General features: G+C 39.4%; 22 protein-coding genes. 10 read left to right on the top strand and 12 right to left on the bottom strand.

The features are described 5' to 3' along the window. Positions 1 to 24: 24 nt before the first annotated feature. The 5 genes from BT797_RS05740 to BT797_RS05720 all read left to right on the top strand — a co-directional run bounded on the left by BT797_RS05740 (position 25) and on the right by BT797_RS05720 (position 4369). Positions 25 to 636 (top strand): TetR/AcrR family transcriptional regulator, encoded by a 612-nt coding sequence (locus BT797_RS05740; RefSeq protein ID WP_075471312.1) that lies wholly within the window; start codon positions 25 to 27, stop codon positions 634 to 636. Between the two features lie 173 nt (positions 637 to 809). Next, on the top strand, positions 810 to 1859 hold the full coding sequence (locus BT797_RS05735; protein ID WP_075471311.1) for an HlyD family secretion protein: 1050 nt from the start codon (positions 810 to 812) through the stop codon (positions 1857 to 1859). Beyond that, positions 1859 to 2887, top strand: a complete 1029-nt coding sequence (locus BT797_RS05730) for a DUF2955 domain-containing protein (protein ID WP_075471310.1) — start codon at positions 1859 to 1861, stop codon at positions 2885 to 2887. Before BT797_RS05735 ends, BT797_RS05730 begins: the two co-directional genes overlap by 1 nt. Continuing rightward, positions 2850 to 3305, top strand: coding sequence for a MarR family winged helix-turn-helix transcriptional regulator (locus BT797_RS05725; protein WP_075471309.1), 456 nt, complete (start codon positions 2850 to 2852; stop codon positions 3303 to 3305). The genes BT797_RS05730 and BT797_RS05725 overlap by 38 nt, the downstream gene beginning before the upstream one ends. Before the next feature lie 245 nt (positions 3306 to 3550). After that, positions 3551 to 4369 (top strand): alpha/beta fold hydrolase, encoded by an 819-nt coding sequence (locus BT797_RS05720; RefSeq protein WP_075471308.1) that lies wholly within the window; start codon positions 3551 to 3553, stop codon positions 4367 to 4369. A gap of 152 nt (positions 4370 to 4521) precedes the next feature. On the opposite strand, the gene BT797_RS05715 is transcribed toward BT797_RS05720, so the two are convergent. From BT797_RS05715 to BT797_RS05660, 12 genes are all read right to left on the bottom strand, one after another. Continuing rightward, entirely contained in the window at positions 4522 to 5436 is a 915-nt protein-coding gene (locus BT797_RS05715; protein ID WP_075471307.1) for a DUF726 domain-containing protein, read from the bottom strand. Between the two features lie 586 nt (positions 5437 to 6022). Further along, entirely contained in the window at positions 6023 to 6937 is a 915-nt protein-coding gene (locus BT797_RS05705) for an NYN domain-containing protein (RefSeq protein ID WP_075471306.1), read from the bottom strand. 5 nt (positions 6938 to 6942) lie between these two features. Then, positions 6943 to 7527, bottom strand: coding sequence for a dTMP kinase (locus BT797_RS05700; protein WP_075471305.1), 585 nt, complete (start codon positions 7525 to 7527; stop codon positions 6943 to 6945). Then, a complete protein-coding gene (locus tag BT797_RS05695) occupies positions 7527 to 8774 on the bottom strand; it encodes a B12-binding domain-containing radical SAM protein (RefSeq protein WP_075471304.1) in 1248 nt (415 codons plus the stop codon). The genes BT797_RS05700 and BT797_RS05695 overlap by 1 nt, the downstream gene beginning before the upstream one ends. 75 nt (positions 8775 to 8849) lie before the next feature. Beyond that, a complete protein-coding gene (locus BT797_RS23800) occupies positions 8850 to 8987 on the bottom strand; it encodes a hypothetical protein (protein ID WP_170860723.1) in 138 nt (45 codons plus the stop codon). Between the two features lie 48 nt (positions 8988 to 9035). After that, positions 9036 to 10193 carry a viperin family antiviral radical SAM protein gene (locus BT797_RS05690; RefSeq protein ID WP_075471303.1) on the bottom strand — a complete coding sequence of 386 codons (1158 nt, stop codon included), beginning with the start codon at positions 10191 to 10193 and terminating at the stop codon, positions 9036 to 9038. 65 nt (positions 10194 to 10258) lie between these two features. Further along, the gene (locus tag BT797_RS05685) at positions 10259 to 11014 is read right to left on the bottom strand and encodes a hypothetical protein (RefSeq protein ID WP_045109842.1); all 756 of its coding nucleotides are present in this window, start codon (positions 11012 to 11014) and stop codon (positions 10259 to 10261) included. A gap of 64 nt (positions 11015 to 11078) precedes the next feature. Continuing rightward, positions 11079 to 11384, bottom strand: coding sequence for a hypothetical protein (locus BT797_RS05680; protein WP_075471302.1), 306 nt, complete (start codon positions 11382 to 11384; stop codon positions 11079 to 11081). Next, complete coding sequence (locus tag BT797_RS05675) at positions 11381 to 12076, bottom strand: hypothetical protein (protein ID WP_075471301.1); 696 nt, start codon at positions 12074 to 12076, stop codon at positions 11381 to 11383. Before BT797_RS05675 ends, BT797_RS05680 begins: the two co-directional genes overlap by 4 nt. A 132-nt stretch (positions 12077 to 12208) precedes the next feature. Next, complete coding sequence (locus BT797_RS05670) at positions 12209 to 13933, bottom strand: class I SAM-dependent methyltransferase (RefSeq protein WP_045109840.1); 1725 nt, start codon at positions 13931 to 13933, stop codon at positions 12209 to 12211. A gap of 94 nt (positions 13934 to 14027) precedes the next feature. Then, positions 14028 to 14222 (bottom strand): YwbE family protein, encoded by a 195-nt coding sequence (locus BT797_RS05665; protein ID WP_045109839.1) that lies wholly within the window; start codon positions 14220 to 14222, stop codon positions 14028 to 14030. Between the two features lie 174 nt (positions 14223 to 14396). Beyond that, on the bottom strand, positions 14397 to 15197 hold the full coding sequence (locus BT797_RS05660) for an NERD domain-containing protein (protein WP_075471300.1): 801 nt from the start codon (positions 15195 to 15197) through the stop codon (positions 14397 to 14399). 162 nt (positions 15198 to 15359) lie between these two features. Here BT797_RS05660 and BT797_RS05655 point away from each other — a divergent pair, with 162 nt between their 5' ends. From BT797_RS05655 to BT797_RS05635, 5 genes are all read left to right on the top strand, one after another. Beyond that, entirely contained in the window at positions 15360 to 15482 is a 123-nt protein-coding gene (locus tag BT797_RS05655) for a hypothetical protein (protein WP_082276015.1), read from the top strand. Positions 15483 to 15783: 301 nt separating this feature from the next. Then, positions 15784 to 16290, top strand: coding sequence for a hypothetical protein (locus tag BT797_RS05650; protein ID WP_075471299.1), 507 nt, complete (start codon positions 15784 to 15786; stop codon positions 16288 to 16290). 14 nt (positions 16291 to 16304) lie between these two features. Next, the gene (locus tag BT797_RS05645) at positions 16305 to 18023 is read left to right on the top strand and encodes an LruC domain-containing protein (RefSeq protein WP_045109836.1); all 1719 of its coding nucleotides are present in this window, start codon (positions 16305 to 16307) and stop codon (positions 18021 to 18023) included. 304 nt (positions 18024 to 18327) lie between these two features. Next, entirely contained in the window at positions 18328 to 18807 is a 480-nt protein-coding gene (locus tag BT797_RS05640; protein WP_045109835.1) for a hypothetical protein, read from the top strand. 14 nt (positions 18808 to 18821) lie between these two features. After that, the gene (locus BT797_RS05635) at positions 18822 to 20549 is read left to right on the top strand and encodes an LruC domain-containing protein (protein ID WP_045109834.1); all 1728 of its coding nucleotides are present in this window, start codon (positions 18822 to 18824) and stop codon (positions 20547 to 20549) included. Positions 20550 to 20699 lie beyond the last annotated feature (150 nt).

The raw sequence follows: 20699 nt of genomic DNA, 5'->3' as shown, positions 1-20699 counted from the left end.
AAGGTAATAAAAGGTCTAAAAAATATGTCTAAAACAAGTTGCGTTGGTCGCCCTAAAGGCTTCGATGTTGATGACGTCTTAGAAAAGGCATTAGCAGTATTTTGGGCTAAAGGGTATGAAGGTGCATCACTCAGTGATCTCACACAAGCAATGGGGATCAACAAGCCAAGCCTGTATTCAACATTTGGCAATAAAGAAGGATTATTTCTTAAATCCGTTGATTTATATGAGCAAAGACCTTGTGGTTATTTCCGTCCCGCATTAGAAGAAACGACTGCAAAAGCGGTTATTGCAGCCATGCTCAATGGCGCGGCGCAAAGTTTAGCAGATCATAATAACCCACAAGGTTGCATGCTTATTCAAAGCGCCTTAACCGGGAGCGATGCCTGTGAATCGGTAAAGCAAGCATTAATAAATCGCCGCCGGAATCATCAAAACGAACTAAAAATACGCTTGGAAGAAGCTCAACAGCAAGGGGATTTAACCACGGAGTACAGTGCTGAGTCGCTTGCTCAATACTTGGCGACAATTATTCAAGGCATGACGATTCAGGCAACCAACTGCATCAGCGCAGCTGAATTACAGAACATCGCCGATCTCGCCCTAAGCCATTTTCCCGGATTAGAACAAAACTAATCGACAATAATACTTAATCATGACTTCGTATCGCGCGATCAGCGGTACGTCTCCCCCTTCCGATATCTTATTTCATTCATTCGCTTTTTTTCTATACCATTTTCACTTTTTGTTGCACATGCAACATAAGGATGTATAATCAAGCAACCTATTTAGTTGTATGAGCAACAAAAATGAAGCATGTCGTTTATAAATCTATTATCTATGCCGTTTTGGCTACTACAGTTGGCTTTTCTGCATTTTTAGTCACCTCTGACAATGTTCTTCCCTTTACGACTCAAGCGAGTTTACATAAGAATGTGGCAAATATTGCGCCTGAAGTAACAGGTGTCATCACTCAGGTCTATGTCGAGAATGGCCAACAAGTGCATACTGGCGAGCGTTTATTTTCTTTAGACAAGGCAGCGTATAAGGTAGCGGTACGCCAAGCTGAAGCTGAACTACATTTGGCCCAAGAGGCTAACTCGTCGAAGTTACAAACATTAACATCAGCGATGCAAACCTTAAATCAACGTCAAGCCGAATCTACCAATGCACATACCAAGTTACGACGTTATCAATCACTGTTTAATAAAGACCTCATTACTCAGCAAGATGTTGAAGATGTACAACTCAGTTTTAATCTGTCTAAAAGTGCAGTGGCGATTGCTAAGGCAGAGATCCAACGTATTAAATCGACACTTTCAGATCACAATGATACTGCAGAAATTGAGCTTGCCATTGCCAAGCTAGATCAAGCTAAACTTGCGCTTGCTAATACTGACATTAAAGCCAAAAGCCAAGGTACAGTAAGTAATCTGCAACTGCAGGTGGGTAGCTATGTGGCTAAGGGCTCGGTGGCATTATTTTTAGTTAATGAGTCCAGCAGTTGGCTTGGTGCTGATTTTAACGAAAAAGGAATGAGCTTGTTAGGCATTGGTACTAAAGTCGCCGTCGTATTTGATGCTATCCCGGGGCAGGTATTTAATGGCACATTATTAAATCAAGATAGCGCCATTTATGACGCCTCTAATTTAACGAACCAACTATCAACGGTGAAGAATGATAATCGTTGGATCCGTGAACAACAAAAAATACGTACTCGTATACAAGTTGAGGGCATTGACAGCGCATTAATGTCAGGCGCTAAAGCCAGTGTTATCGTACAAAATAGTAATAGCCTGCTGTCTACTATCGGTTACAGTTGGATCACCTTTGTTTCTTATTTTAGATATATTTATTAATGCCTCAGTCACTCAAGCCGAAAAATAATCTGCAAGAGGCGCTGCGGATCTCATTCACAATTACCTTGTGTATGATGTTGGGTAAAATCCTTAACTTTGATAACCCGGTTTATCTGGCTTTGTATCCAACCATGTTAATCACTAAAGGTAGAGATTTTTCTTGGCTGGCGATGTCACGGACTCTCGCCCCCTCGCTTATATCAGCAGCACTGGCAGTCTTTGTCAGTGAGTTATTTTACGGTCATCCTTTTATCAGTTGGACTATAAGTTTACTCTTTTTTGATCAGCTACGACGTCGAGCAGATACACCGATTAAATTAGCTAAAATGATACTACCTTGTTTTCACTGGGTATTGATGGTGATATTTTCGCAAAGCGGTCATTTCGATATGCCAGGTATGATCCGTGAATGTTTTGCAGCAATGGTGATTGCAGCTACAGTGACAAAATTGATGATTACTTTGTTTCCTGTACCTAAATTGGGTAAACTACCTCAGTTTAAACCGCAATCAGTAACATACGGTCACCGATTGGTGTCTTTAGCCTTAATCGGTTCTGGTTTAGGTTTTTTGTTGGTTGTTGATATGCTACCGGCTACGTTTTGCATGGTACCTGTAATATCCGCAGCAATTCAGTTTAATCGCGGCACGTTCATTGAGCTTATAGAGCAGCGTTTTATCACTCAAATTGCAGGTTGTGCTATTGCAGGTGTATTTATCTTTCTGATGTCGGGCCATCAAAGTACGCTCGGATTTTATGCATTATCACTTGGTAGCGTTATCTTTATACTGACTAGCAGTATGCTATCAACAACCGGGTTTACCAGTGGTGTTCATGCAGATACATTATTAGCGACGATACTGCCAATTCAACTTTATATGGGCAACAATAGCTTTGGTTTAGACAATACGTTTTTACGTGCGTGGCAACTCTTTATCACGTTGACTATCTTATTTATTGGTTATCGGTTAACCATTTCACGAGACAAACATGAGCAAGAAAATCACCCTAATCCCAGAACTGAATGAGAACGTAGCCTTTATGATGGGACTCGCTTATAAGCAGTTCCGCACAATTTCGAATCAAAAACTCACGGCCGAATTTGATATAACACTAGAGATGTTAGGTGCATTGCGAGTATTAGATTATTTGGGCAAAGTACCACAGCAAACCCTATCAACAGCACTGCACCGAGAACGCTCGGTAACCAAGCGTCTGGTTGACAACTGCATTAAACGCGGACTAATTGAAGTACATAAAAGTGATATAAATAAAAAAGCCCGCTATCTAGCCCTTACTGCCGATGGCCTCACCACCAAAATAAATGCCGACATCTTGCTACAGGCATCAATTGCTGAGTTCTATTCACCACTAAGCAGCAATGAATGCGATCAGTTACTGTCAATATGCAAAAAACTGGTACAAGAAGGTGTGTTTATTGAGTAACTCAATATTTACACTAATCTGATATGCATCAATATATTATACTGCTACTATTGCGCTGTAATAACAACTATCTACATATACAAAAACTCGCCCTTTGGAAGTGAATAGTGAGTCCGTTTCTTTCTCCAATAAGTTGGTAAAGGATGGTCTTTCCGCCACTCCTTTTTCGCGAATTGTACTCGCAAAACGAGTACCTTAAAATAGTTTAGATATAAAACAAAAAGACATATTTAAAGGGAAACAAAATGAATACGTTTACGATTGACGATAAAACAATGCACTATATCGACAAGGGTCAGGGCCCTGTGCTTATTTTGGGTCACAGTTATTTATGGGATAGTGAAATGTGGACGCCGCAGCTTGATGCTCTAAGCCAACATTATCGCTGTATTGTTCCTGACCTATGGGGTCATGGTAAATCGGACGACGCACCAGAAAAAACAATCCGCCTACAAGATTACGCACGCGATATTCTAGCGTTGATGGATCACTTAGCTATTAATGATTTTTCGATTATCGGTCTGTCTATTGGCGGTATGTGGGGCGCTGAATTAACGATTATTGCTCCAAAACGTGTTAAATCATTAGTATTAATGGATAGCTTCGTAGGGGTTGAGTCTGAAGTTATGCGTACAAAATACTTGGGCATGCTTAGTGCAATTGATGACGCACAACAGGTTCCAGCACCATTGGTAGATATCATTACGCCAATGTTCTTTGCGCAAAATGCAGCAGAAGTAAACCCAGAGTTAGTAGCAAGATTACGTGACTACCTTGTTAGCTTGGAAGGTGAACGCGCTAAACAAATCACAAAAATGGGTCGCATGTTTATTACACGTCGTGATGCATTTGAAGATATCGAAAAATTCGCATTACCAACATTGATTATTGTTGGTGAGCAAGATACAGCTCGCCCGCCATTAGAATCTTACCTAATGCAAGATGTGATCTCGGGTAGTGAACTGCTTGTGGTTAAAGATGCTGGACATATTTCTAACCTTGAACAACCAGCTGTCGTTACAGCAAAATTGTTAAGCTTTATGGAAAACGTACACACCGCATAATTTGAACCAATCGGTGATAATGAAGAAACAAGCACATGCTTCATGTGCTTGTCATCACTAACAGCCCGCATCCCATTGGGACAGTTCCTTCCCTCTTTTCATCTCACACTCTATATAAGCCATAGAGCGTAAAATCATTCACATATTAGGGTTTAAGGCTTAAAAATGCTCGCCAATGCTTTACCGACTTTTTCGTTTTTAAAGTTCATATGCCCTGGTGAATATTCTGTTACATTTAAATTCACCACTTGCTTCGTATTACTGTTTTCTATTTCAGTCAGCCCTGCAGGTTTATGATCAAGTATCGTCCCTGCGCCGTATGCACTCTTTAATACATCATCATTATCGCTGTAACAGTTGATCAGACGCAGATCCGTGTGTTTTTCTAAGATAGGTGTCCATTGTTCCGCTTCAGCAGACACAGCCCCCGCCAAAAGATAGCAAGCGGTGACTTTATTCGCATCAAGGTTGTTCAATGCCTGACAAACAACGACCGCACCTAATGAATAACCCATTAAGATCGCATCCTGTAATTGCTCGTCATCTTGTATTGCTTTCGCTAAATCATGCCCTGCATGCAATGTTTCGTTAAACGATTTTTTCCAGTGCCCGACGAATTTATCTGTGACAATCTCACCAACCAAAGCTGCAAAATCTGCTGGACTCATATCTCTTGCAAGCGTTGCGGCCGCCAACCATTTATCTGCATCTGTATCTTTCACATCACCAGTAATGTTACTGTCATCAAGCGCGATGTCGGTAACATTACCCGCGTTCCAGCGCACATGAATAATCTTGTTTTTAGGATACAGTTCATCAACAACACTTAGCCAGTCTGACATGTCTCTACCCTCTTTCGAGAGATACCCATTAATAACAAGAATACAAGGGGACTCGCCTTCTCGCACTGTTGCTAATGTTATTGAAGATGACTCTCTGACAATAAACTCGGTATAACCATGTGCAGGTAAAAGCCCTTTTATTTGATCGAGTACTTGGCTCACTAATACGTCATTTGGTTCTATGTCTTTCGCTATATTAAGTGTGTTTTCAAATAAACTAGTCACTAAAAATATCCTAATCAGAATTATAAACGCATTAATGAATGGTTAAACTAAGCGATTTGTCTGCATGTACCACGACAATATCCATATCAATCACCAAGTTAACAAGATTATAGGAGAATTTATATCTTTATCCACATATCTTCGATGTATGCAGCATTCCTAATTTCAACAAAACGACCTCAAACGCTATGCTTAAAACAACAACACCCAACATCGAAGGGACAACCTTGCGTAATGAGCTACTCACCGCATCCTACATCGCGTAGGGCTCGAACTGCCAACAGGTTATGATAAACTCAGATTAATGCTAGAGCATAACATTCCACGAAACATCACCACCTATCAGCAATACCATGCTTTGCTGGTTGAACACGCCAAACGCTACTGCACCAAGATTCCTCAATGTCAGCATTGTCCGCTTAGTGAGTGTTGCCACAAAAAGATTGAATGACGCTGATAATCTATAATCTATAATCTATAATCTATAATCTATAATCTATATATGATATTACTGAATGCTGATATAAGTTCCATAATCATATATCGAATACAGAGTTAAATTGAGCGATACCCAGTAAAAATGCCCCTAAGCAATAACAACATTGAACGCAGATGGACTTTCGCTGTCTTTTTTAGCTTTAGCATCAGAAACGTTTGCAACATTAAAAGTGACCGTAATTCCTTCTCTTATCATTCGTTCACTGCTTTGTAATTCACGGGCATTGAAATAATAATCCCCACCCTTCGATTTAATAAAACCAAATCTTTTCTTTGGTTCCCATTTACGCACTTTTCCGCTCAATGCATTTGTCTTATCTGTGGTATTTTTAGATTTTAATGAAATAAAACAGCGATCACTGGTTTCTTGCACAATATCAAAGAGCGAGTCTCTACTTTTAATCAGTTTCTTTAAACTCTGAAAACCCTCAGTTCGCGGATCAAAAGAAGAATCAATTTGCTTAATCATACTGCCCATATCACCCAGATAAACAGGATCATTTCGTTCTACACAACGATCATAAGCATTCAACAATAACGTATCTAAATCATCATGATTATTTTGAGTGACTTCAAATAAATTATCAATGAATACAAAGTTGTGACATGCTCTTCTAAAGCGTTCTGGAGTATTTTTCTTACCTATAGCCATGACATGTATGCCGTATTCTCTAATTCGCTGTGCGACACTATAAAATCCGCCATCACTAGACACGATACAAACTGCATTAACACGCGAGTTATTATTAGTGACTTCAATTGCATCCATCATCAGTGCATGATCCGCAGCATCCTTACCATAGTGGAACTGCTGTTTAGGACTTGATGCCGTTTCGTGTAAAATGTTTTTCCATGCTTTTTGATGTGGATCGGTCCAATCTGCGTACACCCACTTAATCGCGACAGTGCCGTAATTTTCAACTTCCTCTAACATCGCCATATAATCATTATGTGAGGCATTTTCAGCATCCACGAGTACCGCAAACGTTAATTCTGTTTTCATTTTGACTATCCTTGTTCAAATTCTTGCAGTTTATTGCATATTGTTTTGACTATGTCAGCAATTGTCGCGTTAGCATCAACACGAAGCCAACGTCCAGTAATACTTGCATTGCTATACTGTGCATATAGATTGTTTAGTTCAGTATCTACGGTTTCAGTCAGAGTAAGGTTATCTTCCACAGTATTTACTGTACGGCCAGCTAAACGTTTCTTCCGTTGATCTAGGGGTAATTCAAGATATAACGTAATATCAGGTGCCAATAAAGTTTTTTCTACATCCAATAGTTCGAAATGACTATTATCACTTTTCCAATGATGGTAAACCTGCGTTGATAGCCAATAACGGTCAACAATAACATTCTTTCCTTTACTAATGAGATCAAGTACTTGCTCAGATATGCTAACTACAGTCGACATATAAAATAGTTGTCTTGCTTGATGGTTGTCCTGATAAATAACCTCTAACTGGTCACGTATGCCTTTAAACTTATCTCCAGGTGTTGTTAACACCACGGCATCAATCGCTGTAGCTAATGCTTTCGTGATCGTTGATTTACCCACGCCATCTAGGCCTTCTATTACAATAAACATTATGCAGCGTCCTCTGATATAGATAAATCTTGGGCATATTGATGCATCAGTTTCCATTCACCACGGGTGAAACTATCGCAAGCTACTACATGTGGAATACCACTATCATCAATAAGATCTTCGGTTATATTAAACTTGTTCTTATCTTCAAATAACTGAGTGCCTTCGAGTAACATCAACGGAAAAGCTTTAATAATCGTTACACCTCTTTGCTGTAAATATTCAATGCTGTATTGAAAGCTGTCGACCGTCTGACCCGGTAATCCGTAAATCAGGCTGACTTCAAAAGGCTGCTGCCATTGCTGTATTAAGGCAATGCTCTTATCTACTTTATTCATGTTATTTGCCCTTTCAATAATTTGGGATTCACTTTTCACAGCAGTCTGTAAGCCAAACTCCAGATGAACATTCAGCTGTGAACAAAGTTCGAGAAATTCTTCATTGATCCGCTCGAAACGCACCTGTAATGACAACAACGCAGTTAGGTCGATTTCAATCGCGTATTTAAGGATCTCTTTATGATTTGTTTCATTATTGAAAATCGGATCAAGTACATTAATTTTCTTAATGTCTTTTCGTTTAAACAGGTCTAGCTCTTGCTTTATTTTATCCATACCAAGTAGATGTACCTTTTTATTTTTAAGGTCTCGGTGAGCACAGAAGTTACATTTGAAGACACAACCTCGACGTGTTTCCCAATGGATCATATCTTGTCCTTGATCTAGCATTAAGCTGCCATCTAAATAAGGGGATGCCAATTTTTCAAAGTTAACAGGGACATCGACAATTCGACTCGAAATCGAATATTCGTCAAGGATAGCTTCCGGTAATGATGCTTCAGCGTATCCGGGAATATAGAAGTCACCGTTAGGATAAAGCTCTCGACAACTTTTACTGTTAATTTGGTAACCACCAAGTATCACTTTTCCTTTAAACCCATACTCTCGGCATAATTTAATAATGGGTTCAATAAGTGATGAACTCCAAACATAACAAGCCAATGCCAGACTATCTAAGTTAGCAAGAGGTATAGATTGACGGATCTCATCGACAATCTTTGCTACTGATAATCGTTCTTTAGCAACAGTCGACATAGGTATGGCTAAATGCTCAATAGTAAACTGTTTCCCATACTGCTCGTGACTACAGCAGGCTGATAATAAGCTGCCGGCCGCAAATCCGGTTCCGCTTTTTCCTCTTTGAGTGAAATCAAAGGTCACTAATAAAGCGTATTTAATTTTTTCCATGTCTTGAATTCCATCGTAATAAATTAAGTGCTCATATTTGCTATGAGCACTTTTCCTATTTATTGTTAATTAACACTACTTTTTATTTTTTTGCTGTATTTGCTTACCACGGTTACCTTGGGCTTGATCGTATTGGCGGTTCGTACCAGAAGAGCCCTTGTTTGCATTTGGTTGATTCGCAGCATTGTCTTGAGGTTTGATTTTTTTAGTCATTTTGTATTTCCTTATTGTTTGTTAAATTAAAAATACGCAGCCTTATGACTAGCGCCTTCGACGATTTAGTAAGGTGGTAAAGCTTTGACGGGAATAAAGACCCAATGACGTCCAGTGGTTACCTTCCAAGCCAATAAGCATGCGGTAGCTATGACTCATGCGGATACGATACATATTCGGCAAGCAACGGATTTTTTTTGCTCCTAGCGCTAGGGGATGAATACCTTCAGCTAACTTTGTTGCAACTCCCGCACTTTTTATCTGTAGAAAATCAGGTAATAACTTTATTTTGTTAGCTTTTCGAAAAAATGATTTGCTCTCTGTTTGATAACGCTGTGCAAAACGCTGCCAATTTGTGTTCACTTGTATGAGTGCAGCTTTGACGCCGCCTTCAAGAAGACAATCGCTGTATTGATAATCACCATCTACCATTTTATTTTTGTAAAAACGCCCCTTAGGATCGAGCATTAAATATGAATTAATCATGCTCTGGTTATCTTCTACTGACATTAGTTGTTGTAGTTTGCTGTGGCGTGTAACGAAAGCACCAAACTGGGCTTTGCTTATGGTTAAATTATAATTAAGTACTGGAAGTACTCTCAATACTTTCCATTTATATGGTGCTATTTGGGTAATAAGTTGGTTAAAATTTTCATCTTGATTTACCGAATTAACGACTGTATTAATTTTAATTTTAATCGCAGGATTAACGGCACGTAATCGCGCAACTTTACTGAGCAGCTCTCCGTTGGTCAGCGAATATCCTTTACGATCAACACGGTCTATTTGAATACGGCCCAAACTGAACTGACTGTCGAAACTGATCCCAATCATCGAAAACAAGCTGGCATAGTTATCGATAAATTCATTGGTGAGGTAGTGCCCGTTGGTGATCAAGGACAAATTAAAACCCAACTCAACCGCTTTATTAGCTATTTCAGCAAAGCGCTGCTTTAAGATAAGCGGTTCGCCACCAGCTAAATTAAGCCGAACGTTACGGTAAGGCATTTGTTGCTGGACTAGGTTATCCCTATTTTTGATAAAAAAATCAGCTAGCTGCTGTAATAATTGCTCAGCCTGATCGTTTTGACTGTGTAACTCATTAGGCTTATTCCATTTTGCATAACAGAACTTGCAAGCGTAATTGCAGGCCTCAGTGATATGGTAGTTGATGACTAATTCATTTAACGGGGTAAATGTTTTCATAAATAACTCCTGTTTAGTTAACAGGAGTTATCATGATATTGTTCCGGGAACAATAAAGCATTATTTTATAATGAAGAGTTTAATAATGACTGTATATAGGTAAACGCCTCATCAGCCTCTTTTTCATTAGCAGCAATCCTACGACTTAACGCCGTAACGACGGGTAAGGGGATTACAGCCTTCTCTTTCAGAGCCGCAAGTTGCAACTTGGCGAGATCAAATGCTTTCTTTTCATAGCTTGCCGCTGCACATTGGTAATCAGCAACATAATCCGGCCAGGGAATCTTTTTATCAAAAAAAGCGAGCATCGGCGTTAAGTTATACTGATCATTATCATCTACGCTAAAAGGAGACGGTAATTTTTGACTAAACAGATCAAAATTATCAGACAATAACAGTGCTTCTATACTGGCAAGATTGGATGATTGAACTCCAAGACAAAAAAAGATCAACGCTTGCTCCGGATTCTGTTCAAGCCGGGTCAACACATTGGTTTTCTTCGGTGTTTGTACTGCATACTGAAAAATTTTTTTCGTTGGCCCTACACCGACAATCGCGATCAAACACAGAGCATTATAGATCGCATTAGCCTTCCCGCTCATAATTTGATAATGATCATTACCATAGCCTTTTACCGTAACAATAACTCGCTTTCTGAAAGCCTTTATTTCAGGTTTGTCATCATCCCTTGGCTTGGTAAAAACAGTATTTAAAGCACTGTGTAGTTTTGTCGGCAATGGTTTGTTCACAAGCTTTAGAAAATGTTTGGCACACTCATTAATTGAACGAGTTTCGGTTGATGAATTTGTTGGCGTTATCATCGTGATACCTTACACAATACGTCACGAATAGCTTCGCGAGAAGAGAGTATTTCCCCACTCTCTCTCAATGTATTAACAGCTCTTGCCCCATTTGAACAGCCTCTTTTTTGCTTAAACTAAGCATACCCAAAGGATTTATTCTATCTTCAACCACCTCATCACAGGCTTCTGACAAATTTTCAAGCTTGTTATGTTTTGCTAACTCAACACCAACGCATGTACCTAGTTCCATAAGTTCCGCTTTATCAAACATAATTAGATCAATACGATTTACTTGACTGGCAATATCCTTACATTTTGAGGGCACTGATGCACTAGCCATACAGTTCAGCGACAATACTAAGGATAATATGATAAATAGCAGTCTCATTCTGCTAGTTCCTTGCGACAAAACCGAAATGCACGGAAAGTTATAATGACTGTAAGTAATGAATATAATGCGGAAAAAATATCAGCAATAACGCCTTCATTAAGAAACTCTAAATCTATCGTTTCATATGTTGGATCTTGAATGCCCACAACAATACCCACCCCTATAAGAATAAAAATAAAAATACGTACATTATTCAATATAACTCGATTTAAAGAGTTAGAAAACATCGCCAGTAAATACGATTTCAAGTAATGTTGTTTTAACTGTATACCAAGATTTTTCAATGCGGTGACAATGATCACGGCAATAGCGATAAACGCAAGGACATCAACCCAGGTCAGACTTGACACCTCACCCACACCGGCAATTAAAAATTTCGGTTCCGTGTAAGTTAAATAGTAACAGTAGAACAAACTGGCTGATGATATCAGCATCGTTATGAGCTGAAGAAATGATTGAAATAACGTTGGTTTGATATGCCTGAATTTATATACACCTTTAGGATCACATAGTCTAAGCTTGCCACGATGCCAATTAAGGAATTCAATTTCCCTAGGGATAAATTCAGGTTTGGTAATATTTTGGGGCTCTGATGTAATTTCTGGTTCTATTTTGTCTTTACTTTCAGAGGTTGTAGTTGATGTTTTTAAACTATTTCCATCGTCATTGACAGGTTGTAAGGTTTCCATTATTGTTCCAGTGTAAATAATAAGTCATTGAATAATATCACATTAGAAAAACACTTTATATTCAACCACTATTTTTATAACAGTTTTTATACCCTATAAGGCATATCGCACACTTTAACCCGATAATTACTACTACCCCCACTCCCTCAACTGCTGCATTTCTTTTAATCGCCCGCGTTGTAATTCCAGCGCTTCAAAAAGATCATCAATAGACGTGTTGTTAATAGTTAGCCCCGGCAAAGCAATATTAGCTTCGGCAAAAAATCGTGTTGATTGTATGTCATCATCTATCCAAGCTTGTTGCCACCAATCTATAATACGTGGTTTAGCGTCTTTGAGCTTTCTAGCTGTGGGTAAACTATCGCTTTTTTTGCTATTCACGTCACTATCACTCGGTAATAGATTCCACAAATCGTTATTCGGCCAACGTGAAAATGGCATGCAGTGATCTATTGCAAATTTTTGTTTTAAAACCTTACCAGACCACACACATTGTTGACTTTGTACCTGCTGTAACAGCTTAAAACGTTCACGACTCTCGACTGTTGAACGCTTAGCCTCTAACCAATCTAATGAATTAACGATTGCGAATTGCTGTTCAGGGCTTTTGTTACCCTGATAACCCTTCATAGTTTTCATCCACTCACTGACAAGTACGGGTTCAATCCAACAAGAGAAACGATTGAATGCCTGCCACACAGTTTCAGGTAATGACAGTTCACCCCATTGAGATAAAGACGCCATATCTAAAAACAGGCTGTCTTTGGCTTGTACTGTTTTGCTCTCGACTTCAAATACCGTTATTTCACTGTTAGGCAAGGTGATGTATTTACACGGCATCTCTTTAATATTTTTGACTGCTGCTGATAATGTTCGGTGCAACGCGATAGCATCTTTGCCAACAAACAGGTGACCGATACGATAATCTGCGGCAGATCTGTTCGTGAGTTGATGCCAGCCAGTATCAGTCATGAATCCCATATTAGGTTTTTTGTTTGGGGTCTGATATAAGCCATGGTCATCAATCAGTATTTTGTATTGATGACACCAATATAAAGCCACCAGCCCTACAGGTAATATAACTCTCATTCCCTGCAGCGAATATTCACGACGAATCACCGCACCAGGGTGACCATCAGCAATGCGTAATAGTACTCGCATTAACGCCAGTTTATGAGTCGCGGATTTACCATCATTCAATGCCACATGACGAATAAAAGGAAATGCACCAGAGCCGTCATCAGGAAGCTGCAATACGACTGTTTGCCAAAAAATGGTATCGCGGCCAAGCTTATCGCTGTCATATTTTGTTTTAAGAACGACGTTTAATCCGATGGATTTAGCCAATCGTTCCAGTTCTTCAGTACTGACCTCGTGCATTTTACGCTCATCACCACTAGGGCCATGACGAAGAGAAATAACTAATTTAGCACCGGGTTTAAGTAGATTTGCTAATTTACGAATAGTACGAGGACGCTCGCCTTTAGGGACATGCATCCATACAGCACTGAGTAAGATAAGATCAAAACTGATTTCTTGACGACTAACAACATCCAATGAAGGTAATGAGTCTTCCACCCATTTAACACTTAATCCCTGTGTTTGTTGCTGACCTATCTCTGCCAATAGTTTTGCAGGTTCGACGGCCACAATACTAATGTCGTTTACATGTCCCTGCTCTGCAAGGTATTTACTGTCACGCCCTGCCCCAGCACCTAAGTCAAGAATACGTGCGTTAGATTTATTTAAAATTGGCGGTAAGAATTCAGACCAAGCGGCATGTACATCTTCAAAGGATTTAGATAGGTATTGCTCAGCAAGTTGATGAGCATGATTGTCATAAAAATTGGCGTGCATAGCTAATCTTAACCTCAGATTCGAATGCGTAGGAACTGAGGTAGATTAGCATAATTGGTATTCTAAATATATATAGGTAAATCAATAAACTAGATTAAGTTTTAACAATCTTAACGCGCCCTACATCACCACTTTCTAAACGTACTTTAATGCCATGTGGATGATTAGGTGAATTAGTGAGAATATCTTTAACGACCCCGTCAGTTAATGTACCAGTGCGTTGGTCTTTCTTTAACACAATAGATACTGTTAAGCCCTTTTTGATATTCGTTCTGTTAGTACCGTTCATACTTGTTTTCCTGTTCGCTAGTTATTAATTTAGATTCTGCCTTATGACGGGACGTTAGGTCAATGACGCGGTTCAAAATAAACAACGACTTGGCTACTATTCCTATTGTCTAATGAAAGCCGCACGTGTACGACGTCTAATAAAGAAATTGGATTTATCGAGGAATAAGCTAAATCAGTGGCTCATATAGCGACATTTAGGGTAGCTGCTACAACCAATAAAACTTTCTTTTGTTTTACGATTTTTTCTAGGAACTAATTCGCTATTACAACGAGGACAAAGTGACTCTGGTAACTCAACATTGGTGATTTTATTCATTTGCTCTTTATCTTTGATGATCTCTTTCACATGTTTTATGTGTGCAACATGAGTCTTAATACTAGGTTGTAACTTTTTAGCCGCTAGCTTATACGCAAGTTCAATACGTTGCAGCTCAGTAAAATATACCTGATCATGATTTTTAATAAACTTGATTGCTTGATTAATGTATCCGACATTAGCGGGCATTGTAGTTTTAAACTCTGCTCGAGCAGTAAAAATTATAACAGAATGTACCGCCTCTTTCGGTAGTTCAAGTAGCTCCCGTAATGTTTCGGTATGTTTGTAATTCTGTCGTAATGGATTTTGAAACGATGTTTTATGCTTGTATATCTGCTGAGTCCATTTAGCTTGTCGTTCTGAACCAAAAATCCAGCCTTGCATATTTTTTGTTTCAATAACAAATAAACCGAAAGGAGAAAGCAGAATATGATCTATCTGGGTTGTACCATCTTCTGTAGGTAAAGTTACATTTTTAAATAACTCATATTGCTGATTATCAAGTGCGCTTACTAGTTTCCTATTCACATACCACTCTCCAATCAACCCTTTGATCGTCGGAGAGCGTAATAAAATCGTCAACAATACAAAAGGAATCACAAACCAGAATTGGGAGATCGCGTTGATAACTGCACTAAATAATAAAGCTGAATCCATTTTACTAACCTTTAGTTAAGCTTATGTTATAAATATCATTTTTGTTTTAGGACCTTATCCTACCCTAAGAAAAACATAATACAAACTGTTAGTCTGTTTCAAAATCAATTAGCTATATCTCTGATAAATTAAATAACAAGCATGTGATGAGAAGTTCAGGCTATAAAACTACTCGGTACTCCCAATATTGTATTGAAAAAATATAACGCGGTAATATTCGTTCATGGCATCTTCTGGCATGGTCACAACTGTTACCTATTTTCCGATGCTAATATAACCCATTAGATAAGCGTTCACCTCGCTTCACCTCCGAACATGTCAACTGTCAAAACAACCAACCTAGTTCAAACAACTCCAACAAGTGGGCGTAACACTATATTATGCGCCACATATCGCATTGCAAAATGCAAATACACCCAAAAAACAATTCTATAAAAATCATAATTTGCTGTTTATTAACAGATATAAATATGGCACTTCATTTGCAATACCCCTTACAAGATTCGAGGTAACCGTAATACTAGTTTGTTGCTTATAAATTCTTGGATTTTAATTTACGAAACTTAATAAAATTAAGGTGTAAGCTATGAAGAAAACTCCTCTTATGTTTTTTATGACATCCATATTACTTGCCGGTTGTGGAAGTGGTGACTCGAGCCCAGGCGGTAACGCGAGTAACTCGGGAGCAAAGGATAGCGACAGTAGTACCGCCCCTACACCAGCAGTTTTTTCAGACACAATAATACCAGCAGGTTTCAACTGGGAGATGCGAAATTCGAAATTAATTAACTTTAAACACGTCAGTACCATTAGCCAAGGAAACGGCGCACCTCTTAGTATCAGTGGTAAACATTATATCGAAATCTACAGTATTGATGCCAACAACAAGCCAAGTGCAACGCCCTTCTTAAAAGCCATGACCAACAGACGAGGGGAAGCAAAACTATTGCTAACGCTTTTAAATTCATGGAAAGGCATCACGGTGAAGACTCAACTCGACGATTCCGTTTGCATCAATACATTATACAAAGAACAAATAACAGCAACACAAGCGCTTGGCTGTGACGTTGTTCTTGATTCTGACTTATTATAAAGGTAGATATCGGTATGCATAAATTTAAATCAAATAAGCTCTGCTGTCTTGGCCTAATGGCATTATCAAGTTCGGTATTTACAAACTCCGTCCTTGCCGCCGCAACGACAGAAGGCACAGTCAATAATGGTGATGGTACGTTCACCTATACACAAAAAATTGATATAAGTAGTACCGCACCACATTACACGCCGCCAGCTTCAGGTGGTTTTAGTATTTACAGTGGCCATACTGAAGATTTTGGTTGGCAACATAGCTTTGCAGAAGTTATCTCGAACCCGTTAGTGCAAATTCAAAGTGCGACATTGCTGATAAGGGCTTTTGACGTAGACTCTGAAGCACATCATGGTACAGGTGGTGAATATGACGGTATTAGTATTGATGGTGTCGATTTAAATCCAGGTTTATTACAAGGTACTAATGATACATGGTCTGAAACTACATTTGACGTGCCTGTATCCACCATTACAGATGACGGGTTCATCAATACATTTGTCGATATCGATATGAATGCCTCTGGTTGGCTGACAGAGCTTGATTATAGCTTACTCACTATTACTTATATTGAAACAAGTAATAGCCCACCATTCCAGCCAACATTATCAATGACACCAAGTACCTGTACTCAGCCTACAGATGACTTAGTTGTCAACGTCACAGGTCCTACACCGGAAGATCCGGACGGCGATGTAGTTACTTACTCATATCGTTGGTTCGTAGATATTGGTCAAGGCAGCGTAGTCGATGATGAAGTCGCAGGTAAAACGGATCATCAAGGCAATACAGTGCTAGCAAATGAAGTACTCCAAGGTGAAACATGGCGTGTGCAGGTCACTGCTGTCGATTCAAATGGTTTAATGAGTGATCAATCAGTTGTTACATGGGAAGATATTGGTGTCGATTGTGACGCCGATGGGGTCGATGATAACAATGATGATTACCCTACCGATCCAGAACGCGCCTTTAATAATTATTACCCTGAAGGCACGCTAGCGTATGAGGATCTATGGCCTGATAAAGGTGATTATGACTTCAATGATCTGGTACTTCGCCATACATTTAATAAAATCACCAATGCTGCTGGTGATATAAAAGAAATTGAGATGGTAGGCTCAGCAGTTGCTCGAGGTGCGAGTTATGCAAATGCATTCGCGCTTAGTTTACCAGGCACAGAAGGATCTAATATTGAAAGCTCAACTGTGACCATTGATGGTAGTGCAAGCGTACTCGCACCTGAAGCTGGCCATACAGGTGAAGCGGTGATGGTACTGATCGGCAATGTGTTCGATGTATTACCGACTAGCGGATTCCCTTACTACAATACCCAAAATGGCGATGACAGAGCGTTCATATCACTCGCGTTCAATGCTGTATTTACGACGCCAGTTACTGTCGCAGCACTTGGCGATGCACCATATAACGCATTTATCTATCGTGTTGGTGAACGTGGTAAAGAAATTCATCTGATGAATAAAACGCCAACTGATTTAGCCAATCTCGCGTTACTTGGCACAGGCGATGATGCTTCAGATGCTGGAACGAGTACTTACTATCAAACAGCAGCGGGTCATCCTTGGGCACTACTCATTCCTTCAGCATGGAGCCACCCATATGAGTATGTAGATGTATTAATTGCTTATCCACAACTACAAGTATGGGCAGAAAGTGGTGGTGTAACGAACCCGACTTGGTATAACGCCCCTGACAATACTTTCTGTTGGAAATGTTTATAACTTATTAGTTGATAACTTATAATTTATTAACACACGCCAAGCCTAGGGGTCGCTTTGAACTTGAAGTGACCCCTAGGCTTTTTACCATCTGCTCAGTATTTAGTCCTAATTTGCATTGCAAAATGCGAGGCAATAAACCAAAAACGTTTAATACAACCACACTCCATTGCTTATACACACATTAATAAGTGGTATCCCACTTGCAAGTATCTTTATAAAATTCAAGGTAAACCTAATCCTTATTTATTATTGATAAAGCCTTGAGTTTTGCTTTAACCGATAATCATGAAATAAGGTGTATATAATGAAAACAACTCCTCTTGTATTTTTTATGACATCAATGTTACTGGCTGGCTGTGGCGATAGTAGCTCGGGTACCAGTGTAAACAATCGTAGTGTAGCTTCTGCACCCGTTACTTTTACAGACACAATCATACCTGCAGGCTTCAATTGGGAGATGCGAAGTTCAAAATGGGTTAACTTTAAACATGTTAGTAATATTAGCCAACTTGACGGCATACCAATTAACATCACAGGTAAACACTATATCGAGATCTACAGCATTGATAAGAATAACAACACCAGTTCAAGTCCCTTCTTAAAAGCCATGACCACCAGTGAAGGTGACGTTGAGGTATTGCTTACTCTTTTAAATTCGTGGAAAGGCATTACAGTAAAGACTCAACTACATGATTCAATTTGCATTAATACACTATATAAAGAACAAATCGCAGCAACACAACCTCTAGGTTGTGACGTTGTTTTTGATTCGGATTTATTGTAAAAGTAGGTATAAGTATGCATAAATTTAAATTCGATAAACCCTGTTACCTTGCTCTACTTGCACTATCTTGTGCTTTAGTAACAAATTCAGCTTTAGCCTTAGCCACAACAGAAGATACTGTTGATCAGGGTTATGGTGCATTCACCTACACGCAAAAAATTGATGTGTCGAGTACAGCACCACATTATACACCTCCGGGTATCGGCCCACAAAATGGGGGATTCAATTATTACACTAATGCATCACAGGATTTTGGCTGGCAACACAGTTTCACAAACATTATCACTAACCCCTTAGTTCAAATTCAAAGTGCGACCTTATTAATACGTGGTTATGATATTGATTCAGAAATATTTCACAGTACAACCGGTGAGTATGATGGTATCAGTATTGATGGCGTCGACTTAAACCCAGGTTTGTTACAAGGCTCAAATAACACATGGTCAGAGACAACGTTTGATATCCCAACATCCTCAATGACGGATGACGGTTTAATCAATGTGTTCATCGATATTGATATGAATGCCTCTGGTTGGGTGACAATCCTCGATTACAGTTTGTTAACGATTACTTATATGGAAACGACGAATAACCCACCATCACAACCAACACTAGCAATGACGCCAATCAGTTGTACCCAAGCCACAGATGACTTGGTCATTAATGTCACTGGTCCAACACAGCCCGATCCAGATGGCGATAGCGTGACCTATTCATATCGATGGTTTGTGGACGTTGGTCAAGGTAGCGTGGTTGATGATGAAGTCGCGGGTAAAACAAATCATCAAGGCAATACTGTCATTGCTAGTCAAATTGTTGTAGGCGAAACCTGGCGTGTACAAGTCACTGCAACTGACTTAAACGGCCTGATGAGTAACCCCGAATTCGCGACTTGGGAAGACATTGGTGTCGATTGTGATAGCGATGGTATCAATGATGCCTATGATGATTATCCTTCCGATCCAGAACGGGCATTTAATAACTACTACCCGGAAGGCGCATTAGCATTTGAGGACCAATGGCCAAACAGAGGTGATTATGACTTTAATGATTTTGTACTTCGCCATACATTCAATAAAATCACAAATGCGGCCGGTAATATAAAAGAGATAGCGATGACAGGTTTGGCCATTGCTCGAGGGGCCAGTTATGCGAATGCTTTCGCGATTAGTTTGCCAGGCACGAATGCGTCTAATATAAAAAGCGCGACAGTAAGTATCGATGGTAGCGTCAGTCCACTAACGCCAGAAGCAGGTCATACTGGCGAAACAGTAATGGTACTTATCGAAAATGTGTTCGATGTATTACCATCCGGTACATATCCTTTCTATAATACACAAAGTGGCGATGATAGACCCTTCATATCACTCTCGTTCAATGCTGTATTTACCACGCCTGTTACTGTCGCAACACTTGGAGATGCACCGTACAACGCCTTCATATTTCGTGTTGGTGAACGAGGTAAAGAAATTCATCTTATTGATAGAGAGCCATCTGATTTAGCGGATCTCACATTACTTGGCACAGGTGATGATGTCTCAAATGACAGCACAAATACTTACTATCAAACCGTGACAGGTCACCCTTGGGTACTGCTTGTTCCTTCTGTATGGACACACCCACATGAATATATCGATATATTACTTGCTTACCCACAAATGCAATCATGGGCAGAAAGTGGAGGTACAACCAACTTCATTTGGTATACCGACCCTGACACTAATTATTGTTGGCGATGCTAATAACGGATAGTAAATAGTTGGTTAATACCCAAGCCTAGGTTAACTCCTAGGCTTTTTGGTTTTTGCATCACGAATAACCACATAAAAAGTAACTATAAGATGACTAAAGGTAAGTTCAATGTTATTTTGGTTTTTTTCATGTTATTCATT

Origin of the sequence: Moritella viscosa (genome assembly GCF_900120065.1) — a bacterium.
Classification (GTDB): Bacteria; Pseudomonadota; Gammaproteobacteria; order Enterobacterales; family Moritellaceae; genus Moritella; species Moritella viscosa.
This window is presented reverse-complemented; position numbering and strand designations above follow the sequence as displayed.

Bases quoted from the DNA above. Each gene is read 5' to 3' on its own strand.
- BT797_RS05680 (WP_075471302.1), bottom strand. From the start codon at position 11,384: ATGAGACTGCTATTTATCATATTATCCTTAGTATTGTCGCTGAACTGT.
- BT797_RS05700 (WP_075471305.1), bottom strand. From the start codon at position 7,527: ATGTTTATTGTAATAGAAGGCCTAGATGGCGTGGGTAAATCAACGATC.
- BT797_RS05635 (WP_045109834.1), top strand. From the start codon at position 18,822: ATGCATAAATTTAAATTCGATAAACCCTGTTACCTTGCTCTACTTGCA.
- BT797_RS05645 (WP_045109836.1), top strand. From the start codon at position 16,305: ATGCATAAATTTAAATCAAATAAGCTCTGCTGTCTTGGCCTAATGGCA.
- BT797_RS05670 (WP_045109840.1), bottom strand. From the start codon at position 13,933: ATGCACGCCAATTTTTATGACAATCATGCTCATCAACTTGCTGAGCAA.
- BT797_RS23800 (WP_170860723.1), bottom strand. From the start codon at position 8,987: ATGACTAAAAAAATCAAACCTCAAGACAATGCTGCGAATCAACCAAAT.
- BT797_RS05660 (WP_075471300.1), bottom strand. From the start codon at position 15,197: ATGGATTCAGCTTTATTATTTAGTGCAGTTATCAACGCGATCTCCCAA.
- BT797_RS05725 (WP_075471309.1), top strand. From the start codon at position 2,850: ATGAGCAAGAAAATCACCCTAATCCCAGAACTGAATGAGAACGTAGCC.
- BT797_RS05640 (WP_045109835.1), top strand. From the start codon at position 18,328: ATGAAAACAACTCCTCTTGTATTTTTTATGACATCAATGTTACTGGCT.
- BT797_RS05665 (WP_045109839.1), bottom strand. From the start codon at position 14,222: ATGAACGGTACTAACAGAACGAATATCAAAAAGGGCTTAACAGTATCT.
- BT797_RS05695 (WP_075471304.1), bottom strand. From the start codon at position 8,774: ATGGAAAAAATTAAATACGCTTTATTAGTGACCTTTGATTTCACTCAA.
- BT797_RS05685 (WP_045109842.1), bottom strand. From the start codon at position 11,014: ATGATAACGCCAACAAATTCATCAACCGAAACTCGTTCAATTAATGAG.
- BT797_RS05720 (WP_075471308.1), top strand. From the start codon at position 3,551: ATGAATACGTTTACGATTGACGATAAAACAATGCACTATATCGACAAG.
- BT797_RS05690 (WP_075471303.1), bottom strand. From the start codon at position 10,193: ATGAAAACATTTACCCCGTTAAATGAATTAGTCATCAACTACCATATC.
- BT797_RS05740 (WP_075471312.1), top strand. From the start codon at position 25: ATGTCTAAAACAAGTTGCGTTGGTCGCCCTAAAGGCTTCGATGTTGAT.
- BT797_RS05735 (WP_075471311.1), top strand. From the start codon at position 810: ATGAAGCATGTCGTTTATAAATCTATTATCTATGCCGTTTTGGCTACT.
- BT797_RS05705 (WP_075471306.1), bottom strand. From the start codon at position 6,937: ATGAAAACAGAATTAACGTTTGCGGTACTCGTGGATGCTGAAAATGCC.
- BT797_RS05650 (WP_075471299.1), top strand. From the start codon at position 15,784: ATGAAGAAAACTCCTCTTATGTTTTTTATGACATCCATATTACTTGCC.
- BT797_RS05730 (WP_075471310.1), top strand. From the start codon at position 1,859: ATGCCTCAGTCACTCAAGCCGAAAAATAATCTGCAAGAGGCGCTGCGG.
- BT797_RS05675 (WP_075471301.1), bottom strand. From the start codon at position 12,076: ATGGAAACCTTACAACCTGTCAATGACGATGGAAATAGTTTAAAAACA.